Source organism: Pseudoalteromonas sp. 68 DY56-GL68 (assembly GCF_041414825.1).
Classification (GTDB): domain Bacteria; phylum Pseudomonadota; class Gammaproteobacteria; order Enterobacterales; family Alteromonadaceae; genus Pseudoalteromonas.
In genome coordinates this window covers 146,789-169,011 of record NZ_JAOCZL010000020.1, presented here as the reverse complement: position 1 = coordinate 169,011, position 22,223 = coordinate 146,789, and the positions used below count along the sequence as shown (strand labels likewise).

General features: G+C 43.0%; 15 protein-coding genes. 3 read left to right on the top strand and 12 right to left on the bottom strand.

Annotated elements, in window-relative coordinates; all coding sequences use genetic code 11:
• Positions 1 to 10 precede the first annotated feature (10 nt).
• From flgJ to NYF15_RS12530, 11 genes are all read right to left on the bottom strand, one after another.
• Complete coding sequence (flgJ, locus tag NYF15_RS12580; protein ID WP_371353752.1) at positions 11 to 967, bottom strand: flagellar assembly peptidoglycan hydrolase FlgJ; 957 nt, start codon at positions 965 to 967, stop codon at positions 11 to 13.
• A 125-nt stretch (positions 968 to 1,092) separates the two neighbouring features.
• Entirely contained in the window at positions 1,093 to 2,187 is a 1,095-nt protein-coding gene (locus NYF15_RS12575; RefSeq protein WP_130150462.1) for a flagellar basal body P-ring protein FlgI, read from the bottom strand.
• 12 nt (positions 2,188 to 2,199) lie between these two features.
• Positions 2,200 to 2,883, bottom strand: coding sequence for a flagellar basal body L-ring protein FlgH (flgH, locus tag NYF15_RS12570; protein WP_130150461.1), 684 nt, complete (start codon positions 2,881 to 2,883; stop codon positions 2,200 to 2,202).
• 15 nt (positions 2,884 to 2,898) lie between these two features.
• Entirely contained in the window at positions 2,899 to 3,687 is a 789-nt protein-coding gene (gene flgG, locus NYF15_RS12565) for a flagellar basal-body rod protein FlgG (RefSeq protein ID WP_062569707.1), read from the bottom strand.
• Between the two features lie 21 nt (positions 3,688 to 3,708).
• Positions 3,709 to 4,473, bottom strand: coding sequence for a flagellar basal body rod protein FlgF (locus tag NYF15_RS12560; protein ID WP_062569706.1), 765 nt, complete (start codon positions 4,471 to 4,473; stop codon positions 3,709 to 3,711).
• A 192-nt stretch (positions 4,474 to 4,665) separates the two neighbouring features.
• A complete protein-coding gene (gene flgE, locus NYF15_RS12555; protein ID WP_371353751.1) occupies positions 4,666 to 6,033 on the bottom strand; it encodes a flagellar hook protein FlgE in 1,368 nt (455 codons plus the stop codon).
• Positions 6,034 to 6,089: 56 nt separating this feature from the next.
• Positions 6,090 to 6,770, bottom strand: a complete 681-nt coding sequence (locus NYF15_RS12550) for a flagellar hook assembly protein FlgD (protein WP_371353750.1) — start codon at positions 6,768 to 6,770, stop codon at positions 6,090 to 6,092.
• A gap of 13 nt (positions 6,771 to 6,783) precedes the next feature.
• Positions 6,784 to 7,215, bottom strand: coding sequence for a flagellar basal body rod protein FlgC (gene flgC / locus NYF15_RS12545; RefSeq protein WP_062569703.1), 432 nt, complete (start codon positions 7,213 to 7,215; stop codon positions 6,784 to 6,786).
• Positions 7,216 to 7,217: 2 nt separating this feature from the next.
• The gene (gene flgB / locus NYF15_RS12540; RefSeq protein ID WP_062569702.1) at positions 7,218 to 7,628 is read right to left on the bottom strand and encodes a flagellar basal body rod protein FlgB; all 411 of its coding nucleotides are present in this window, start codon (positions 7,626 to 7,628) and stop codon (positions 7,218 to 7,220) included.
• Between the two features lie 136 nt (positions 7,629 to 7,764).
• On the bottom strand, positions 7,765 to 8,595 hold the full coding sequence (locus tag NYF15_RS12535) for a protein-glutamate O-methyltransferase CheR (RefSeq protein ID WP_130150458.1): 831 nt from the start codon (positions 8,593 to 8,595) through the stop codon (positions 7,765 to 7,767).
• Between the two features lie 21 nt (positions 8,596 to 8,616).
• Entirely contained in the window at positions 8,617 to 9,549 is a 933-nt protein-coding gene (locus NYF15_RS12530) for a chemotaxis protein (protein WP_130150457.1), read from the bottom strand.
• Between the two features lie 142 nt (positions 9,550 to 9,691).
• Between NYF15_RS12530 and flgA the strand changes: the two genes are divergently transcribed.
• The 3 genes from flgA (at position 9,692) to flgN (ending at position 11,219) form a co-directional block, all read left to right on the top strand.
• Positions 9,692 to 10,396 (top strand): flagellar basal body P-ring formation chaperone FlgA, encoded by a 705-nt coding sequence (gene flgA / locus NYF15_RS12525; protein ID WP_130150575.1) that lies wholly within the window; start codon positions 9,692 to 9,694, stop codon positions 10,394 to 10,396.
• A gap of 78 nt (positions 10,397 to 10,474) precedes the next feature.
• On the top strand, positions 10,475 to 10,795 hold the full coding sequence (gene flgM, locus NYF15_RS12520) for a flagellar biosynthesis anti-sigma factor FlgM (RefSeq protein ID WP_130150456.1): 321 nt from the start codon (positions 10,475 to 10,477) through the stop codon (positions 10,793 to 10,795).
• Complete coding sequence (gene flgN / locus NYF15_RS12515) at positions 10,788 to 11,219, top strand: flagellar protein FlgN (protein WP_130150455.1); 432 nt, start codon at positions 10,788 to 10,790, stop codon at positions 11,217 to 11,219. The genes flgM and flgN overlap by 8 nt, the downstream gene beginning before the upstream one ends.
• Positions 11,220 to 11,494: 275 nt before the next feature.
• On the opposite strand, the gene NYF15_RS12510 is transcribed toward flgN, so the two are convergent.
• Complete coding sequence (locus NYF15_RS12510; protein WP_371353749.1) at positions 11,495 to 22,216, bottom strand: Ig-like domain-containing protein; 10,722 nt, start codon at positions 22,214 to 22,216, stop codon at positions 11,495 to 11,497.
• Positions 22,217 to 22,223: the final 7 nt, after the last annotated feature.

Genomic DNA, 22,223 nt, shown 5'->3' with positions numbered 1-22,223 from the left:
GGCTTACTCCTTAACGTACCAATGAAGCAGCAACACTTTGAAGCTCAACACGCTTTAGTACCTGCTTTATTTTATCGGCATAATTTGGGTCTGTTGCATAACCTGCTTTTTGTAAAGAATCTAAAAATGCTGCAGGCTCTGCGGTGTTTTCAAGTGCTTCTTGATAACGAGGATTCTCATTGAGGAAATCCACAAAATCATGAACACTTTCTTTAATCGATTGATAAGAACGAAAACTGGCTTGTTTCTTAACAGGCACACCTTGCTCAAACTCCAAAGTAAGTTTGCTTGCTTTGTCACCTTGCCAGCTTTTATCAGATTTAATATTGAATAAGTTGTTACTACTGGTGCCGTCTGCTTTGCTAATAATGTGTTTTCCCCAACCTGTCTCAAGGGCAGCTTGCGCAACCATGACAGCAGGGTTTAAACCAATTTTCTCAGCTGCATTTTTAGCATGTTCCCACACTGTGCTGATAAATGATTCAGCATCATCAAAGCGATTTTCAGTTTGTTCATTGGCTGATGCAGTCTCGACAGCTTTAGTCGTCGTATCTGGCTGTTCAACACCACTTGCACGTCTATCACTGTTAAACTCAGTTGTAGTCCTAAGCACAGAGCCTGGCATAAATTTTTTGCCATCAGGCGATAACTGCTGAACAATAAGATCTGCTAAACCCAATGAGCCATTTGAAGACAGCTCGACTGATAGTTGCTGATCATGCATTTCTTCAAAAAACTTTACGCCACTGGTGTTAAAAGGACTGTCTTTATCTTCGAACGCTTCATTCGCTTTACGCATACTCTTTAAGAGCATTTGTGTGAAGATAGATTCAAATTGTGCCGCCGCCTTTTTTAGCGCCTCTTTTGACGCATCGCTAGAGGCATCACTTTTTAGGGCACTTTGACGTAATGAGTCTAAGTTACCTAAATCAAAAAAGTTTTGCTTGTCGAGATGATTAGTATCCATCAGCTTTTTGACACAATAATTATTAATACCCAATCAAATGCAAAAAATGAGCCAACAAATAAGAGAAAAGAATTTAGAATAATAACGCAGAGACTAAAAACGCGCTTTCGCGCGTTTTTAGTTAATTAGATAATCACAAGTTGTCCGTTTATGGCCCCTGCTTGCTTAAGTGCTTCAAGAATGGCCATTAAGTCACCTGGCGCTGCCCCCACTTCGTTAATAGCACGCACCAGATCATCAAGACTAATTCCTGGATTAAATACAAATGCACGAGAATCATCTTGGTCAACATCGATAATGCTTTGATTAGTCACAACTGTTTCACCCTCGCTAAATGCGTTTGGCTGCGAAACATTTTGCTGCTCAGCGATGGTAACGGTTAATCCACCATGCGTAATCGCCGCCGGTTGCAATTTAACATTCTTACCAATCACTATCGTGCCTGTACGTGAATTAACAATAATTTTTGCTGCAGTGTCAGCGGGTTTGAACTCCAAATTTTCAAGCGTTGATAAATAAGCAACACGCTGCGATGCATCACGAGGTGCAAGTACTCTTACTGACGCCGCATCAATTGCTTGCGCACTATTTGGACCAACTAAGTCATTAATTGTTTGCTCTAATCTTTTTGCTGTTGTGAAATCAGGGCGATTCAAGTTAAAGGTAATGTAGTCGCCTTGCATAAACGGGCTTTTAACTGCTCTCTCAACCGTTGCGCCATTAGGAATACGCCCAACAGTGGGTGTGTTGATAATAACACGGCTACCGTCAGCACCTTCTGCGCCTAACCCACCAACGACAAGGCTACCTTGGGCAATCGCATAGGTGTTGCCATCAACCCCTTTTAAGAAGGTTTGCAGTAATGTACCACCACGTAGGCTTCCTGCACTACCAATTGAAGAGACCGTGATGTCAATTGTTTGGCCAGGCTTTCTAAATGCAGGCAATTCTGCGTGCACAGCAACAGCGGCAACATTTTTAATTTTTGGCTTTAAACTCGCCGGCAAAGTTATGCCAAAACCATTAAGCATGGCTTTAAAGCTTTGTTCAGTAAAACGGCTTTGTTCACCAGTACCTGGCAAACCAACCACCAGACCATAGCCAACTAATTGGTTAGAGCGAACACCTTCGACCATAGAAACATCTTTAACCCGCTCAGCCTGCACACTAAACTGCAAACTAAGTAAGCAAAGTGCGATGATGCATTTAACCCCATTCATGATGTGTTACCTCTAAAAAGGAAAAAGTGAACTACTGAAGAATCGTGAAAGCCACCCTGCACTTTGCGACTCTTGCATTTGCCCTTTTCCTGAATATTGAATTCGTGCATTCGCAATGCGATTCGATGTGACTGTATTATCGGCGGTCACATCCTCAGGGCGAACTAAGCCTTCTAAACGAATAAATTCTTCGCCTGTATTTAAGGTTAGCCACTTTTCACCGCGGATCACTAGGTTGCCATTAGGCAAAACGCGCATTACATTGACGGATATATCACCAAATAAGCTATTAGACTGGTTTGACTTTGAATCGCCTTTAAATGATGAACCTGAGCCAATACCAAACTGGATGCTATCTCCGCCTATATTAACTGGGTTTCCACCTAAGCCAATAACTGGATCTAAGCTCGCATCCGTTTCTTTATCTGTTTCAGTTTTTGCCGCTTTCGATGCTTGCGTAGACTCTTGCAACTTAACAGTAATAATATCGCCTGTTCTAAGTGCTTTTTTATCTGAATACAAATCATTTGATAGGTAACTATCAAACAATGAACCTGTTGGTACCATTTGTTCAGCAGAAGGCTCTGGATACATAGGTGCATAGTAAGGGTCATCCTGAACCACATGGTGGTTCTGTGTTGACATACAACCACCTAACATAAGTGCTGCCGATGTGACTAAGATAATATTACGCATGCGACCTCCTACCCATTAAAGCTGCTGATTAATGTAGCTAAGCATTTCATCAACGGCTGAAATCACTTTTGAATTCATTTCATAAATTCGTTGCGTTTCAATCAGATTAACAAGCTCTTCAGTTACATTAACGTTCGACGTTTCAAGTGATCCTTGAACCACAGTACCTAAGCCATCAATTCCTGGATTACCTTGCACAGGCGCACCACTTACAGCGGTTTCTGTATAAAGGTTTTGCCCCATCGGCTCTAAACCCGACGGATTAATAAAATCACTGATTGTAAGCTGACCAATCACGACATTTTCTGCTTGTCCTGCCACCCGCACAGATACTTCACCATCTTGTGAAACAGTGATTGATTGCGCATCGTCAGGGACATTCATTTCAGGCTGAATAGGGAAACCCGCACCAGAGGTTACAATTCGGCCATCTTCATCGGTTGTAAATTGACCATTACGTGAGTAAGCAATATTTCCATCTGGCAGTTGTACTTCGAAAAAGCCAGGTCCTGAAATCATCCAATCGAGTGAGTTTTCGGTGGTAAGCATATTACCTTGCGAAAAGTTCTTTTGGTTTGCAACTACTTTTGCACCCGCACCAAGCATTAAACCTGATGGCATTTCAGTATCTTGTGATGAGCGACCACCAGGCTGATTGATATTTTGATATAGTAAATCTTCGAATACAGCACGGCTTTTTTTATAACCTACTGTGCTGGCATTCGCGAGATTATTTGAAATCACCGAAATATCGGTTTGTTGGGCATCAAGCCCTGTTTTACTGATCCACAATGCAGGATTCATAATTCTACCCTCTCAGTGCTATTAAACGATGCGTAACAGCTGATCTTGACGTTCATCAATCTCTTCCGCTGTTTTCATCAATTTAACTTGTAATTCAAATTGGCGTTGATGGCTGATCATATCGACCATTTCATGTACAGGATTCACATTGGACATTTCAAGTGTGCCTGATAACACCTCTACATTTTCTGACACATCACAAAAGGTACATTGACCATTCACTAAGGTCTCTGGTTTTGGCCGAAATAAGCCATCATTACCTTTTTCAAGTTGCGTGTTATCAGCCTCAATAACCTTAAGTCTGTCAACGACTTCTAAAAAGTTTGCTGGCGCACCTTGAGGTCGAACTTGAATAGAACCATCTGAACTAAATTCAACTTTTTCAATGGGCAGTGGCAAAATAATCGGACCACCTTCGCCAATAACTTGACGTCCATGGCTGGTCATTAATGCGCCATCGGGAGTAATGTTTAATGTACCGGCTTTTGTATAAGCTTCGTTACCTGAGGCATCTTGAACACTTAGCCAACCTCTATCACTCAATGCAACATCAAGATCGCGTCCAGTCTCAACATACCCACCCGACTCCATATTTGAGCCAGGTCGCTCTTGCATAGAAAACACGCGTGTAGGCATGCCTTCACCAAACGCTTGCATAGAGCGGGCTTGTGCAAAATCAGCTTTAAAGCCAGTGGTGTTAGCATTAGCAAGGTTATTAGCCTTTAGGGCCAGACCTCGCATACTTTGCTTAGCACCCGACATGGCAATGTAGACCATTTTGTCCATAACATTGACTCATTAAAAATACGATATTTGATAAATGCAATAACAGTGCCAAAGTAAAATTGACGCCTTATTTAGCGCTTATGAAGTGTAGAGTTCTGTGTTGTAGCAGGTGTGGTCTATATGACTAAAATGAAAAAGGCTGCCTGTTAAAGAGCAGCCCTTGTGTCGGATTAAGTTGAAGATCCGCTATTATTAACGGATCTGTAAGATATTTTGTTGCAGCGTAGAGTTCACTTCAAGCGCACGCGAGTTTGCTTGGAAGTTACGCTGTGCACTAATCAAATCAACTAACTCAGTTGTTAAGTTCACATTTGACTGCTCAAGAGCAGAAGAATTCACAGTACCAAGCGTACCTGAGCCTGGCTCCCCAGCAATAGGCTCACCTGAGGTTAGGCTTTTCTTCCACGATGTATCACCCACTTGTTGTAAGCCTTGTGAATTAGAAAAACGAACCATGGCAACTTGCCCTAGGAATGAGGTATCACCATTACTGTACGAAGCAACAACCTTACCATCTGTGCCAATATCAATACCTGCTAAGCGGCCCACTGTTGCGCCATCTTGTTCAAGTGCTTTAACTTCAAAGCGGCTGGCATACTGGGTTGGTATTTTATTTGTAGTACCTGCTTCATCACGCCAGTTAATATTAACGTCTTCAGGGAAACTCGCACCATTTGATAATAAGTCAGATAAACCAACCCCTGCACCCGCACCATTTGGGATAGAAAGTGGGTTGAAGGTAGCATCTGTATTTGGCGCACCATTTGTATTTAATGGTAAACCACTTGAATCAAACTGAAATGTTGATAATGGCGTGTAAGGCGCAGCTGTTTCTTCAACACCTGCTGGGCTAAATGGTTTTTCATCGAGCGTAGCATACACTTGCCACTCATTGTCATTACCCGTTACGGTCGCATCTGTTTTTACAAAGTAAAGCTGTAAAACGTGCGGCTCACCCAATGAGTCATATATCGTTGTCGATGTCGAACTGTTATACGACGCACTAGTTTCAGGGTCAAAAGGCGTGACTGTTGGCGTAGTAGAACGTGAATCAAGATTGAACGATGAATACACGTTATTGGTTGAACGCGGCGAGCCTGATGAGTCTGGAATTTGAATAGCAGAAGAGGTACTTAAGCTCACTGACGTTGTGTCACCTGTAGCAGGATCGACTGGAAAGCCTTGTAAGTAGTTTCCTTTAGCATCAACGACAAAGTTATCTTTATTTAACTTAAATGCACCAGCGCGCGTATAAGTAAAGTCTTGAGCACCTAGCTCTTGGCTCATCGCGAAGTAACCTTCACCTGTGATAGCTAAATCAAGCGAGTTATTGGTAAACTGTAGTGACCCCTGATGGAACTGTTGAGCCACCATGGTTGTTTGCACACCATCACCATTTTTAGTTCGACCAGAGCTAAACACTGAAGATGCATATACATCTGCAAATTCAGCTCGTGATTCTTTAAAGCCTGTCGTATTAACGTTGGCTATATTATTTGCTGTTACATCTAAATCTTTTTGCGCGGCAGCAATTCCGGTTAATGCAATATTGAAGCTCATAAGTCACCTCTAAAGTGTCAATCTGTAGCACTTGGCTAACTAATTAATCTGTATAATTAAGCGATTTCTGCTACATCAGTTAGCCTAACCGCGCCTTCTTTTGTATTTATGATGATGCCGTTCGAACCATTAATGTTCACACTCTCAATATTCTTGAAAGTCGCAATCGGTAAGCTGGTGTAGTCACCATTAACGTTACCCTCGGCTTTGATTTTGTACTCGCCAGGTGGCAAACGTTCGCCATCTTCATTTTCGCCATCCCACTCAAAACGAATTGCACCAGCAGATTGCGCCCCTAGCTCAATAGTTCTTACTAGTTGTCCTGATTCATCTTCAATACGCAGTGTTAACTCATCTACCGGACTTTCTGCAACAACAGACCCTTTAGATACACCCGTTTCGTTTAAATCCAACATATCTGACTCAAGCAACGCTTGCTTACCTACTAAAGTAGATGCTTGTAGCGCCGAGTTAGATGTCATTGAAGCCGTAAGGGATTCAAATTTACTATTAAGATTTGAAATACCTTCTGCCATAGTAAAGTTTGTCATCTGAGCAATCATTTGATCATTGTCAGCGGGCTTACTCGGGTCTTGAAACGATAACTGTTGAGTTAACAACGAGAAGAAATCTTCTTGTGTTAAAGTGTCATCTTTCTCTTCTGTTTTCGTTTGATTGTCTTGCCAACGTAAGTTATCTAAATACGTGGATGACGCACTGCTGATGTCGTTACTCATAACTTATCCTCGGTTACCGCTGCCCAAGCAACAGTGTTTTACTTAACATTTGCTTTGCTGCATCAGCAACTTGCACATTTGTTTGATAAGAGCGAGAGGCAGAAATCATATTAGCCATTTCTTCTACGACGTTAACATTAGGCTTGTAGATATAACCGTTTTCATCTGCACTTGGATGATTCGGGTTATATTCAATTTGCAGAGGTTTGTCGCTCTCTACAATACCCAGTACTTTAACGCCAACAGAAGAGCCCTGAGGATTGCTTTGTGATGCTGACGCTTTTGTAAGCTCAGCGGCAAACACAGGGTGACGCGCTCGGTAAGTCTCATTTTGACTAGAGCTAATCGTATTTGCATTTGAGATATTACTCGCCGTGGTATTTAAACGCACATTTTGTGCACTCATACCCGTACCTGAAATATCAAAAACATTATATAAACTCATGATTAAGCTCCTTGACTACCGAGGGCTTTTTTAAGGCCTTTAATTTTACTACTCATAAATTGCAGGCTTGCCTGATACTCTAATGAGTTTTGTACATACAAGTTTCGTTCCACTTGTATATCAACAGAGTTACCATCACCTGTATCTGCTTGATTTGGCGTGCGAAACATTTCTGAGTTACCAACAAAACGACTACCACCCGCAAGGTGTTTCTCGTTTGTACGTACCATAGTGTTGCCGCTTTGTTGGTTGCTTTTTGCCGCTTTTAATGCAGATGCAAAATCCACATCTTTTGCCTTGTAGCCCGGCGTATCAGCATTAGCGATATTAGTCGCTAATAACTCAGCACGTTGTGAACGGATCAACATTGCATGGGGGTGAACACCGAATGCTTTATCAAAACTGATAGCCATAACCATCTCCAAAAATTTGACTCTGCATTGGACAATGCAAAAGACAAGCCAAAAATAAAGAGCCTATCAATAAGGTTATAACTAATTGAAAATAAATAAGATGTAGCAACCTAATAGTTAGGTTGCTAGAAGGGAATTATTTCTTCTGGTAGATGATACCTGGATTACAACGTACCATATCAAAGCTATCACTTAAGCCCGCCATTGACTCAGATGCGCCTAAAAATAAATAGCCTTTAGGGTTAAGTGCCTGAGCAAATTGCGCAATAATTTTTGCCTTAACCTCTGGTGAAAAGTAAATCAGTACATTGCGGCAAAAAATGATATCAAACTTGCCCATCAAGGCATAAGAATCTAATAAGTTGAGATGCCTAAAACTGACCATTTTTCTAATTGGATCAACCACCTGTGCCATACCATTGCCACTATCCTTAAAGAACTTTTGCCGCCTTTCCATAGATAAGCCTCGAGCGAGTGCAAGTGAGTCGTACTCTGCATTCTTACACATATCAAGCATGGTATTTGAAATATCAGTACCAATAATCTGCGCACCCATTTTTAAAACACCTGGCTGCTTAGATTGAAACTCGGCAACCGACATGGCTATTGAGTATGGTTCCTGACCAGAAGAACTTGCCGCAGACCAGATTTTCACCGGTCTATGCAAGTCTTTAAATTCAGGAAACAATTTAGTTTTAAGTAACTCAAAGGGGTATTGGTCACGGAACCAAAGCGTTTCGTTTGTCGTCATCGCATCAACAACTGCGGCACGTAACTGCCTCTCATGAGGACTTAGCGTTTTGCTCACAAGCTGTGATAACGATTCCACACTAAAGCGAGCCATCAATGGTGCGAGGCGACTTTTAACTAAATAAAGTTTGTTATCACCTAACACAATCCCACATTGTTGCTCTAAAAAAGAGCGAAATTGATCGTATTCGCTTTGTTGTAAGTGCTTATTTTCCAAAGTAATACCACCTATAAATTATTAATCACAGTGAACCCATTTTTTAACAGCTGTCGCTAATTCATCAGGGTTAAACTTTGCAATAAAATCATCCGCACCCACTTTTTCAATCATTGCTTGATTAAATACACCACTCAGTGATGTGTGTAAAATTACATGTAGCGGCGATAATTTTGGATCGGCTTTTATTTCTGCTGTTAGGGTATAGCCATCCATTTCTGGCATTTCAACATCAGATATCAGCAAACCAACGCGTTCGGTGATATTGTTTTGACAATCAAGTTCAGCAATTTCACGTAGCCTCAGTAATGCTTCTTTACCATTTTTAGCAAGCTCGGTTTGCACACCTAGTGGCTCAAGTGCACGCTTAACTTGATTTCTTGCCACCGCAGAATCATCAGCAATAAAGACGATGCGTTCACCTAAGTCTTTTTGAATTTCGCCCTCGCCCACGACCTCAGCACTGACCTCAGTATTAACAGGGCAGATCTCGTTAAGAATCTTTTCAACGTCAAGGATCTCTACCAGCTCGTTCTCTATTTCGGTGACGGCTGTCAAATACGAATAACGGCCAGCGCCCGATGGCGGAGGCATAATTTTTTCCCAGTTCATATTTACAATACGTTCAACACCACCGACTAAAAAGCCTTGAACTGAGCGGTTGTATTCCGCAATGATAATAAAACTATCCTTTAAATTCTCGATTGCAGGGCCACCAACAGCCATAGATAAATCGATAACTGAGATAGTTTGACCTCGAATATGGGCCACACCACGGATATAGGCGTTTGATTTTGGCATGTTTGTAAGCGGTGGGCATTGTAAAACCTCTCTTACTTTAAACACGTTAATACCAAAGCGTTGACGCCCTCTGAGTTTGAATAATAGTAATTCAAGGCGGTTTTGCCCAACCAACTGAGTACGCTGGTTAACTGAGTCTAAAATGCCTGCCATTTCAATCTCCTAAAGATAAACAACCAGAGTCGGAACAATAATTGCTTTCTTTGTGTTAAAGCTACATAAGGTTACAAAGCGTCTGTTTTTTGACGCAAAATATTTATACCTTGTTTTCAACCATAAGCATAGTCGAAACATGATGAGTTTGTTAAAAAAAAGCCGAAGATACAGTGTTTTTTATTTTCTTGCTAGCCTGTTGCTTAGTACGCAACTTCAAGCTGAAGTCTATAATCACCAGCAACTTCAACAAATCGCTATCGATTTTATCAGCGAACAAATTACTGATCTGGATTCAACACCACAAGTCAGCGCGCTGCCTCTTGATAGCCGAATTCCAGATAGGCCTTGTCAGTTACCGCTGAGTAAAACCGTTCCGACTGAACCTCCTTTTAATCGGCAGGTAACCGTACAACTTAAATGCGAAGACTTAAATAGTTGGACGCAATATGTACATGTCAGAATTATTGAACTTGAGCCTGTGGTGGTAGTAACAACCAATTTAACTCGTGGAGAGGTCATTAAAGCTGAACATTTACGCCTTGAGATGAAGCCTAAACAATTTGTTCGTACGCAATATATTCAAGATGAGTCAGTGCTAATAGGAAGTCGGAGCAAACGTAATATCCGCAGTGGTCTTCCGATTGTCATGAGCCATATTTGTATGGTGTGCAAAGGGGATAATGTAACCATCATTGCAGCGATACGTGGGCTTAGAATCAAAACAACAGGTGTTGCTTTAGAAGATGGTACGCTTGATGAATTAGTACGTGTAAAAAACAAAAAATCAGGTAAAGTATTAAATGCACGCGTGGATGGTGTCGAGTCTGTACAGGTGAATATTTAATTTTTAATATTTATGTTAAAGTATCTTGTGTGCCTGCCGATACAAAGGCATATGTTGGGTAATGTATAGGTCAAAATAATGGTAAGCAACGTCAATAATAATAGTCAGCAAACATCTGTGTTGACGAATACCAAGCAAAAACAGCTTGATTTACAAAAAGATAACCTTAACACGCAAACGGCTAAATCAGCTGCGCCTAAAGCCAGTGCAGATTCAGTGAGTTTAACGCCGCAAGCAAAGCAATTAAAATCTTTGCAAGAAAAGGCTGAGCAGTCATCTGGTTTTGACAGTGCAAAAGTCGCTGAGTTGAAAAAAGCAATCAGCGAAGGAAAGTATCAAATTGATACTGATAAACTAGCAAAGAACATCGCAGCATTCGAGTTTGACGTCTATGGCTGATCATAATCATTTAATTGCCAGCAAATTAACACAGCAAGTCTCTTGTTTAGAGTCTATTGCTGCGCTTTTAGATGATGAGCTAACAGCCATTGCCTCAAAACGAGGTGAAGGTTTAAAAGAGATTGCCCAACAAAAAATCTCCTTATTACAAAAAATTCAAACGCTTGATAAAGAAGTTCAGGTGCTTGTGAGTAAAAATGATGCTCAAGATGAAGACGTTTCTTCGCTTATCACGCAGGTGAATGAGCTGCTTACAAATTGTAAAAAGAAAAACGATGTCAATGCACATGCCGCACATCAAGCCCAACTAAGTGTAAAACAATTAAAAGATATCTTAATTGGAGCACCATCGTCTATGACCTATGACCAAGGTGGCAGTGTTATTCAGGGCGAGAATAAAATTGTACATAACCTAAAAGCGTAATGCGTTTAGGTTATCTCTCCTTTATTACGAATAGTCCCACAAATTGATAGCCCCTCTGAGAAACCACTTTGCTATTTGCCTAACAGATAGCTCTGTAAACCTGACTAACTTTAGTTATTGTTTATTAATAACGCGACGTAAAGTCGCGACTACAAAGTAAGATTTGCTCGTGAGTTTCCTATGCAAAACCTAACGCTATATCTACTAAAATCAGCTGGCTGGGGTAAAAAATAAAGCGCGATTCATCGCGCTTTATTTGTATTTAGTAACTCGTTCTAAATATCGATAGAGTTATTGCCTCCTTCGATGAGTTTCTTAATTAACTCCTCAGAGTCATTTTGAATATCATTTGCTGCATCTGATGTCACTTCGGGCTCACCATTAAATGCCAAACTTTGACTTTCGCTCTCAGTATCAAGAGCAAGTACATCCGTTTGCTCACTATCGGTGAGTACATCATCAATACTCAGTTCAAGTGGTGTCGCCCCCTCAGCAATAGTAGAATCTGTGCTTGTGTCAGTCATAACCAGACTCAAATCAATACTTTCGCCAAGTGGTTGAGGCTCAGTTCCTTGTGCCATTTGCTCTTCACTCTCATCAAAATCAGCTAACAAAGGTTCACTGCCTAAGCCAATAAGACCATCATCAGGCTCAGTATCGAGCACCCCAGTGCCCACTAAATCATTTTCAGTATTTTTAACAATGAAGTCACCTGTTACAGGGTCAACGATTGCAAAGTAATATTCATTACCTAAGTCTAATACTGACAAGCTAATAAACCAATCACCATTACTATCTGCGGTTACTGTTTGCGCTGAATTAAGTAAAGATAAATCAACAATATTTAGTAAATTAAGCCCAAGTAAATTAGAACCAATAGCATAAACTTCTGTGCCTGGTTCTGCCTCCCCTGAAGCTGATGGGAGAAGAAGTCCTAAAACGCCTGGATTATAATTAGTTACATTAAACGCATCTAAACTTGGGTCGTTACTGTAGTCAATGCTAGATATGGTTGTGGTATTGCCTGCGGCATCGGTTGCAGATGCCTCAACATACGCAAGCGTCAGTAACGAGACTGATAAGTTGAGGACTTGCCAATCCCCATTTGCATCAACCGTGGCTGTATAGGGTGCGCTGACGCCTCCTCCAACTAAGTGATTAGTAATTGAGATAACACTGCCCTCAGGTAAATCAGAGGTGCCAGAAAGCGACACAAGGTTACCTAATAAAAAGGATGGCGTGATAGATAGCTCTGGTGCAACCGTATCAACTTCTCCGCCAGTTTTACTGTCTGTTCCAGTATTTCCAGCTTCATCAGTGATACTTACAGCAACAGAATAAGCGCCATCAGCAAGTGCTTGAGTCGCTGTTGCTTGCCAGTCGCCGTTCACATCTGTCACAGCTGCCACACTGTGCGTAACGCCACCAGCTGCGGTGAAAGTAACAATAATATTACTGTTAGCGAGATCAGACGTACCATTCACTGTGGGTGTTGAATCATTTGTGAGTATCAAACTACTCGCGTTGATACTGATAATAGGTGCAATCGTATCAATCACCGCCGTTGTTGAGATAGAACCATCGTTACCAGCACTGTCTCTCACAACAGCTGTTACTGTGTATGCCCCTTCAGCAAGGTTTTGTGTTGCCTCAACCTGCCATTCAAGGTTTGCATCTAATGTTGTTTCAACACTGTGACTTACTCCCACAGCATCGACAAATGTGACAATAACCAAACTCCCCGCAGCAGCCCCTGTTGCACTACCTGTCACGCTTGGTGTTAAATCACTTGTCACAGCGATTGGATCAATCGTGACATCTGCAGGTGTTATGTCTATGCTACCCGATGCCGAATCTGTTGCTGTATTACCCGCAGCGTCTGTAATACTTGCATCAATTGTATAAGCTCCCTCAGCAAGGGGGGAAGCAAGTGCAACAGACCAATTACCACTTGCACCAACAATTGCACTCGCTGTGACTTCATTATTGAGCGCATCTGTTACGGTTATTGATACCAAGGTACCTTGCGGAGCATCGCTGGTGCCACTGATCGTAGGAGTTGTATCATTTGTTACATCTGGCGTATTAACACTAAATAGAGGTGCCGTTAGGTCGATTTCACCACTGCGTGTGGCAGTGCCTGTTAACCCGCCTTCGGTCACACTCGCTGTAATACTAAAACTACCTTCGCTTAATGGTGTCGATAATTGCACACTCCATACACCCCCTGTTACGGTGGCAAAGACGGTCTGAATGTTGCCAAGTGCATCTTCTACATTCACAGTCACCTGCGTGGTGTCTGTGGCATCACTGGTGCCAGAAATAGTCGGTGTTGTATTGTTCGTCACTGTTAGTGCGTCAACAGCGATAGTAGGTGCATTACTATCAAGAGTCGCTGTTTCAGTGGCCGTTGTCGTATTACTAGCTGCATCAGTAATGCTTGCAGTAATACTGACTGCCCCATCTGTTAAAGCAGGTGATACATCGACAGACCAACTACCATCTGCTTGCACTGTTGCAGTAAGTGGATAAGTATTGCCGTCATTTTCAACAGTTATATTCACCGTACTACCCTGTGGTTCACTCGTTGTCCCACTAATGGTTGGTGTAGTGTCGTTTATCGTGCCAAGACCATTAATGACAAGGATTGGCGCGAAGGTGTCAATTGCACCGGTATCTGAGGCACTACCTGAATTGCCCGCAGAGTCGGTAATACTGGCAGTCACACTATAGTTACCATCAGGCAAATCACTAGGCGTTACTTGCCAAGTACCATCGATTTGTACTGTTGCCGTCAATGTTTGAGTATCGCCATTACTATCAGTAACGCTAATATCGACAAGCGTACCTTGTGGTTCTGTCGATGTTCCAGAAATAACTGGCGTACTTGAATTACCTAATACAAGCGAATCCAGTGTGACAACAGGATCGACCGTATCGACAGTAATGGGGGTTGTTACTGTTTGCGTATTATTAGCATCATCCGTAATTGTGGCAGTAATGGTGTAGCTGCCATCGCTAATATCAAGGGGAACAACAAACTGCCACGTTCCATCACTTGCCACTGTCGTTGTAATTGTTTGCCCTGCTACTTCGACAACGACCGTACCGCCAATTTCATTACTACTGCCTGAAATCGTTGGTCGAACATCTGAAGTAGCGCCAATATCGTTAATAACTAGGCTTGGGGTTACACTGTCTAGCACACCCGAAGCCTGCTCCGTGGTTAAATTACCTACTTCATCGCTAACCGACGCTGTTACCGTGAAGCCACCTTCTGCAAGCGCTGAAGGGACATCAACAGACCATGTCTGGTCATTTAACACTGTCGCTGTAAAGCTTTGCGATCCACCTGCACTATCAGTGACGGTAATGTTAATAACAGTACCTTCTCCCATATCAGTTGTTCCTGAGATAGTCGGCGTCGTGTCATTAGTTAAAGAATCAACATTAAGTGTTAATACAGGAGCAACATTATCAAAATTTAATGTACTCACAGTGGCGGTGTTCCCTGCTTCATCCGTGGCAGTGGCCGTTACGTAAGCTAAGTTAAGTAGCGGTACAGTGATATTTGCAACCTCCCAATCGCCATTCGCATCAGTCGTAGCCGTATAAGTTGCGCCCACTAAGCCGCCTACTAACTGCTCAGTAATAGTAATGACACTGCCTTGAGGTAAATCAGATGTGCCAGATAGCCCTACTAAATTACCTAATAGGAACGAAGGTATAATGCGAATATCAGGTGCAATAGTATCAACAACACCACTATCAGATGCTGTGCCTGTGTTACCCGCATTATCTTGAACTGTCGCTGATACGGTATAGCTACCGTCTGCAAGCGCTTGACCTGCATCTGCACTCCAGTTACCTGATGCATCTGTGGTTACGGTAACAATATGACTAACACTGTTAGCATCTAAAAAGGTCACGTCTAGTTGCGTGTTTGCTAAATCAGACGTACCGGTTACTGTCGGTGTATTATCGTTAGTTAATTCAGGTGCATCAATAGTGATATTAGGCGCAGTAAGGTCTACATTTCCTGTTTCTGTATCCGTACCTTGATTACCAGCAGCATCCTCGAGTGTCGCATTAACAGTGTATTCACCCTCAGCCAATGGTGTGGTTACCTCAACCGACCACATACCGCCAGGTTGTATTTGCGTGGTAACGATTTGCTCTTGCCCTGCACCATCTGTAATGGTTAGTGTAACAAGCGTACCTACTGAAGCGCCGCTACTTTGCCCACTGATCAGTGGTGTTACGTCTGTTGTATCAGAAAGTGGATCAATCACGATTGTTGGCGCAGTCGTATCTATTAAGCCTGTTTCAGTTGCCGTACCTTCGTTACCTGCAACATCAAATACACTGGCGTTAACTGTAAAACTGCCCTCTGCTAATGCTATGCTCGGCGAAACCGACCATGTGCCATTAGCCTGTACAGTCGCGGTGATCGTTTGGATGCCGCCAAGTGAATCCGTGATTTCTAATGTAACGGTACTGCCTGCACTTGCATCAGTGACCCCACTAATTGTTGGTGTATCGTCATTTGTACTGCCTATATTGTTAATACTGATAGTAGGTGCTGTTAAATCAACAACGCCTATCGCTGACGCCTCACCATCAACACCCCCAACAGTAACCGTTGCTGTCACTGTGAAATTACCTTCTGCTAATGCTGTAGGTGGTGTCACAGACCAAATGCCATCAAGAAGAGTCGCAGTTAATGTTTGTGGCGGGTTAGTACCATCATCAATCACCACGGTCACTGTCGAGCCGTTTGGCGCTGAAGTGGTACCTGTGATTGTAGGGGTTGTATCATTCGTATCGACTATCGCATCAACTGACATACTCGGCGCGCTGATGTTAACAGTGAAGTCACTTGAGGCGCTGGCAGTATTACCTGCAGGATCTACGACTGTGGCTACAACAGTATAGTCATCATCAGCTAATACCATAGATGTAACCGACCAATCTCCATTGCTATCAACGACAGCCGTTAAAGACACATCAACGTTATTAGAATCAGTCACAATCAGAGATATTTGTGTGCCTTGCGGCTCTGTTGAGGTACCACTAATTGTAGGTGTGTTTGTGTTTACAGTACCAAGACTGTTAATCGAAATCGCAGGGGCAACAGTGTCTATATTACCGGTGCCTGATGCTGTGCCAATATTGCCGGCATCATCGGTTATGCTCGCTGAAACGGTGTAATTACCATCAGGGAGTGAAGGCGCCTCTACTTGCCAATCACCATTTGCATCAACCGTTGCGGTTAAATCATACGTATCACCATTGATATCGGTCACTGTAAGGTTGACAACTGTTCCTGCTGCCTCACCAGATGTGCCGCTTAATAATGGCGTGCTATCGTTTCCTAATCCGTTATTATTCACAGTGACTATAGGCAAGGTAATATCAATATCACCTGTCGCGTTTTGGGTTGTCGTATTACCTGCATCGTCACTGACTGATGCAGTAACAGTGTAACTTCCTTCAGCTAAACCATTTGGCACTTCTACAGACCATGTGCCATCGCTTGCCACTGTTGCACTAATTTGCTGTGTCCCATTGCTATCAGTTACTTCTATATTAATGGTCGCACCTATTTCGTCACTGGTGCCACTCAGTACAGGTGTTACATCATTGCCACTACCAACGCCATCAAGCGTTAAACTCGGTGCTACAGTATCAATAACGCCACTGGCTGTTTCTGTTGTGGTATTACCAAAACTATTTTGTACACTGGCACTGACAGTAAATGTGCCATCTGCCAGTATCACATTCGGACTGATTGACCATTCACCATTTGCATTCACAGTCGCATTGAGTGTTTGACTATTACCTGCTTGGTCAGTAACAACAACGGTTACTTGCGCGCCTTGGCCAGCATCAGTGGTGCCCGAAATAAGGGGAGTATTATCATTAGTTAAAGCATCTACACTGACAGTTAAAATCGGCGGTGTATCATCAAAGTCAGTTGTAGTAATTGTTGTGACATTACCTGCAGCATCTGACGCGGTTGCTGTAATAGATGCCAAATTAACAATAGGCACACTCAACCCCGTTAATGACCAATTCCCATTAGCATCTGTTGTCACGGTTGTTGTGACTGCTGGTGCACCAATTAAATTTTGAGTAACCGTAACCACACTTCCTGCCGGTAAATCTGATGTACCACTCAAAGTAATCAATTGACCTAATAATAAGGTAGGTTCAAAGGCAAGCTGTGGAGGAATTGTATCAATCACACCGCTATCAGTATCAGTACCTGTATTACCGGCAGCATCCGTTACGCTTGCTGAAACATTATAACGACCATCTGCGAGTGACTGCGAAGCCTCTGCACTCCAGTTTCCGTTACTGTCCGTTTGCACGACAACAATATGACTATCGCCATTCACATCCGTAAATGTTACTTCAACACTTGCATTCGCTAAATCAGAGGTACCAGTTACAAGTGGCGTATCATCATTTGTTAGAAAAGGACCATTAACTGAGACAAGAGGTGCAGTTAAGTCGACAACGCCTGTGGCAGTGTCTGAAGCTGTATTGCCTGCCGTGTCTGCGACAGTGGCTTCAACGGTGTAAGTACCTTCAGCTAACCCTGTCTCTACTTCAACAGACCAATTACCATTGGCACCAACAACCGCCGCTAATGATTGAGTATTTCCAGCGCTATCAGTCACTTGTAAAGTAACAACACTGCCAATAGCCAAGCCTGAAGCTTGTCCAGATATGAGAGGGGTAATATCCGTAGTATCAGCCAGTGCATCAATACTGACTGTTGGTGGTGTTATATCAACAAGGCCTTGGGCTGTTGCATCACCAGTTATACCATTAACAGTAACGGAAGCTGATACAGAAAATGCCCCTTCACTTAATGGCGATGTGACATTGGCTACCCAAATTCCATTTTGAACGACGGCGGATAAGGCTTGCAAATTACTGTTACTGTCTTCGACAATAATAGACACCACGGTACCGTTAGGCGCATCCGATGTACCACTGATGGTTGGTGTAGTGTCATTGGTATCGTTAATTGTATCAATTGAAAGACTTGGCGCACTGGCATTTAAAACAAACGAACTTGTTGCTACAGCTTCATTGCCCTGCGCATCAGTAATCGACGCTACAATATCAAATGTACCATTTTGTAATTCTTCAGGTACCTCAGCAGCCCACGTGCCACCGCCACTGACAATGGCAGTAAAAACATAACTATCAACCCCGTTACTTACCGTCAGTTGTACAACACTGCCAGCAGGTTCATTTGTTGTACCACTGATAATTGGTGTAGGGTCATTGACTGTGCCAAGGTTATCAATTGTTATTAGTGGTGCTGTAGAATCTAATGTGCCTATCTCAGTATCGAGCCCTGTATTACCTGCGTTATCAGTCACGCTCGCAGTTACTGAAAAATTACCTTCGCTGACAGGTGTTGTAACTTGTACAACCCAATTACCTTGTGCATCCAGCGTTGTTGTGTAAGTTTGGCTGTTATTCACAGAATCAAACACGGTTACTGTCACTGTACTTCCCGCTAAGGCACCTTCTGCTGAACCTGTGATGATTGGCGTACTATCGTTTGTGACACCAATTTCATCAATAGAAACCACAGGCGCAGTGATATCAATAATACCGCTAATAACTTCGTTAGCCGTATTTCCAACAGAGTTTGTCACAGTCGCATCAATCGAAACTTCACCTTCAGCAAGCGCGGTAGGCACCTCAATACTCCATGATCCATCAGGGCCGACTTGAGTCACAAAGCTCTGCACAGGTCCCGAGGCAGGCGTAACAACAACCGTGATTACGTTCCCTGGAGCAGCATTGATTGTCGTCCCTGAAATGGTTGGGGTGGTATCATTTGTTTCACCGATTGCATCAATAGTAATGGTGAGTAATGATGAATCAATTAACCCATTTGCAGTTGCAGAAGCTTGGTTTCCAGCTGCATCTGCAACTGTTGCGGTGACGGTATACTGACCTTCACTAAGCTCTGTAGCAGCATCAACTGAAAAACCACCATTGATGTTTGTCACTGCGCTTAATTCTTGACTATTACCATTTGCATCAACCACAACAATGGTCACCGCAGTGCCTTCGTCAACACCTTCAACGACACCTGAAATAGTCGGAGTTGTATCAGCGCTACTGCCAGGATCGTCTAATGTAATTATCGGTGCGGTTAAATCTATAATGCCTTGTGCAGTATCTGTTGCTTGATTACCAGCCAGATCGTTTACCGTAGCCGTAATTGTAAACGGCCCTTCAACAATGGCTTGGTTGGCACCAACTTGCCAACTATTATCAGCATTAACGGTGGCAGTTAATGTTTGTTGATTGCCGTTACTATCCACTAAAGTTACTGTTACTTGCGTACCAACATCAACACCACTCACCACCCCAGAAATAATAGGCGTTACGTCATTTGACGGGGTAAAATCATTAATTTCTATAGTTGGTCCAGTTAAATCAATCACACCGACTTCGGTATCCTGCGCAGTATTACCAGCTGCATCTTGCGTTTGGGCTACAACAGTAAACTCTCCCTCTGCAAGGGGCTCGGTTAGGGTTATTGACCAACTACCATCAGCATTTGTCGTGGTTATGAAAGTCTGCTGCGCTCCGCTACTATCGGTCACAGTAATCGTGACTTCAGTGCCGGCATCTAGGGTTTGTGTTGTGCCATCTATAGTAGGCGTTAAATCATTAACATCACCTATGGTATTAATTGTTATTATTGGCGGTGTTAAATCAACTGTACCCGTTGCTGTGGCCGTACTATTATTACCAGCCTCATCGCTAACACTCGCAGTAACGGTGTAGTCCCCTTCAGCTAAATCATTTATAACATCAACTTGCCAATTACCATCTGCATCCGTTGTTGTTGTGAGTGTTTGTGCATTACCGCCACTGTCTGTGACCAGTAATGTCACTGTTGTTCCTGCAGGAACATCTAAAACGGAGCCTGAGATAGTCGGCGTCGTGTCATTAGTATCATTTAATGTGTCTATAAAAATAATAGGATCAGTTAAGTCTATTTCGCCTATTTCAGTCGCGGTTGCCGTATTACCAACCGCATCCGTCACTGTTGCTGTAACAGTGAACGTTCCTTCAACCAGCGGTGTTGTTGCTTCTACTGACCAATCCCCGTTTGCATCGGTAATCACTTGTAGTGTTTCTGTAGCCCCATCACTACCAATGAACGTAACGGTAACCACTGTACCTGCATCAACATCTTGAGTTGAGCCTGTCACTACAGGGGTCGTATCGTTTGTATCAATAATAAAGTTAATGCTAACCGTTAAATCGACATTCCCAACCGCTGTCGCCTGTGCTTCATTGCCCTGAGGATCCAGAACAGTTGCTACAATAGTAAAGTCCCCCTCAGGAAGCGCTTCTGTCATTTGCAGTGACCAGCTACCATCAGCTTGAGTAACTGCAAGCAAGTTAATGACTTGTCCATTACTGGCGGTGATCATCAGCATGATGGTTGTGCCCGCCGCAACTCCTTCGGTTTGGCCGCTAAGAAATGGCGTTGGGTCATTGCTATCAGCAATTGAGTTGATTGTTATTGAAATTGGAGAAAATGCGATTTCTCCATTGGCATTGGCCGACGCACTATTACCCACAGGATCCACCACTGTCGCGATAGCGGTAAATGCACCTTCAGGAAATCCCGCCGTCGCATCTACCGTGTAACTACCATCAGCGCCAACAATAGCCGTAAATATCTGTGACTGACCATTACTATCAACCACTTGAATACGTACTTGAGTTCCTTCTGGCACATCATCAACCCGTCCTACAAATGTAGGTGTGGTATCGTTAGTGTCGGCAATCGCGATAAGCGTAATATCAGGCGGCGTTAAATCAATGAGGCTGCTATCAGTATCAACTCCCTCATTACCTACTTCGTCAATTGCTGAGGCGACAACATTGTATAGCCCTTCAGAAAGATCTTGCGCTGTTATGCTCCAATTACCCTGTTCATCAACTTGAGTCACAATGGTTTGTACTCGTCCTTGGCTATCAGTCACAGTGATTGTGACATCTCCACCCACTTCAATGCCTGAAACAGTGCCCGAAATCTCAACATTAGGTGAAGCAGAGTCATTAAGCGCATTGAGCTGCACTTGAGGGCCCGTTGTATCTATATTTGCCAAGATATTATCATTCAGTGGATTACCGTTAGGATCGATCACATCCACATCAATCACAATGGGTCCGTCTGGTAAGGGGTCTAGCGGTGTAGTCGTAAAGGTACCATCAGGCTGGACAATCACAGTAACAACTTGAGTGTTGCCATTCACATCAGTGACTGTGACAGTTAATGTCTCACCTACAAGATTCTCTGTTATACCCGAAATAACCGGTTGAGGATTGTTCGAATTGCCGATTTCATTAACGCTTAATGTTGCCAAAGCGTCATTAGGTACAACACCATCGGTGGTATCCCTTGGCGTAAAAATGCCATCACTACTTGCATTTAGGCTGTCATCAAATGTTAAACCTGAGGGATCTATTCCTTCTGCAATACGAGCAAGCTCAACAAAGGACGTGCCACCACCTGACGTAGCACCACCAGTGCCGCCCGCTGCGGTTGCTTCTAAATTCTCAAGAATGTCTCCATCACCTTCTAAGGCTTGTAGAAAGTCGCTGATATCGCCAGTTGCTTGTTGCTGAGGTGGCGTTGAGTTTGCTTGGTTTAAACTTGCAATCGCATCATCTATAGACTCATCAAACACCGTATTTTCAGAACTATCTTGATTGCCTTTAGCAACTAAATCGGGAGTAATTGTGATTCTTTTACTGGCCGGTATTGATAATGATTCGCCCTGTACATCTATTGTTAAAGTCGACTTTTCAGCCGTTACAACAGTGTCACCCACGGTGATCACATCACCCACTTCAAGTGCCTTGATAGAGCCATCGGCTTGGATAACCCCCGCAGACCCTTGAACATCGATAACTAATAACTGATTTGCATCCATTTGCTGT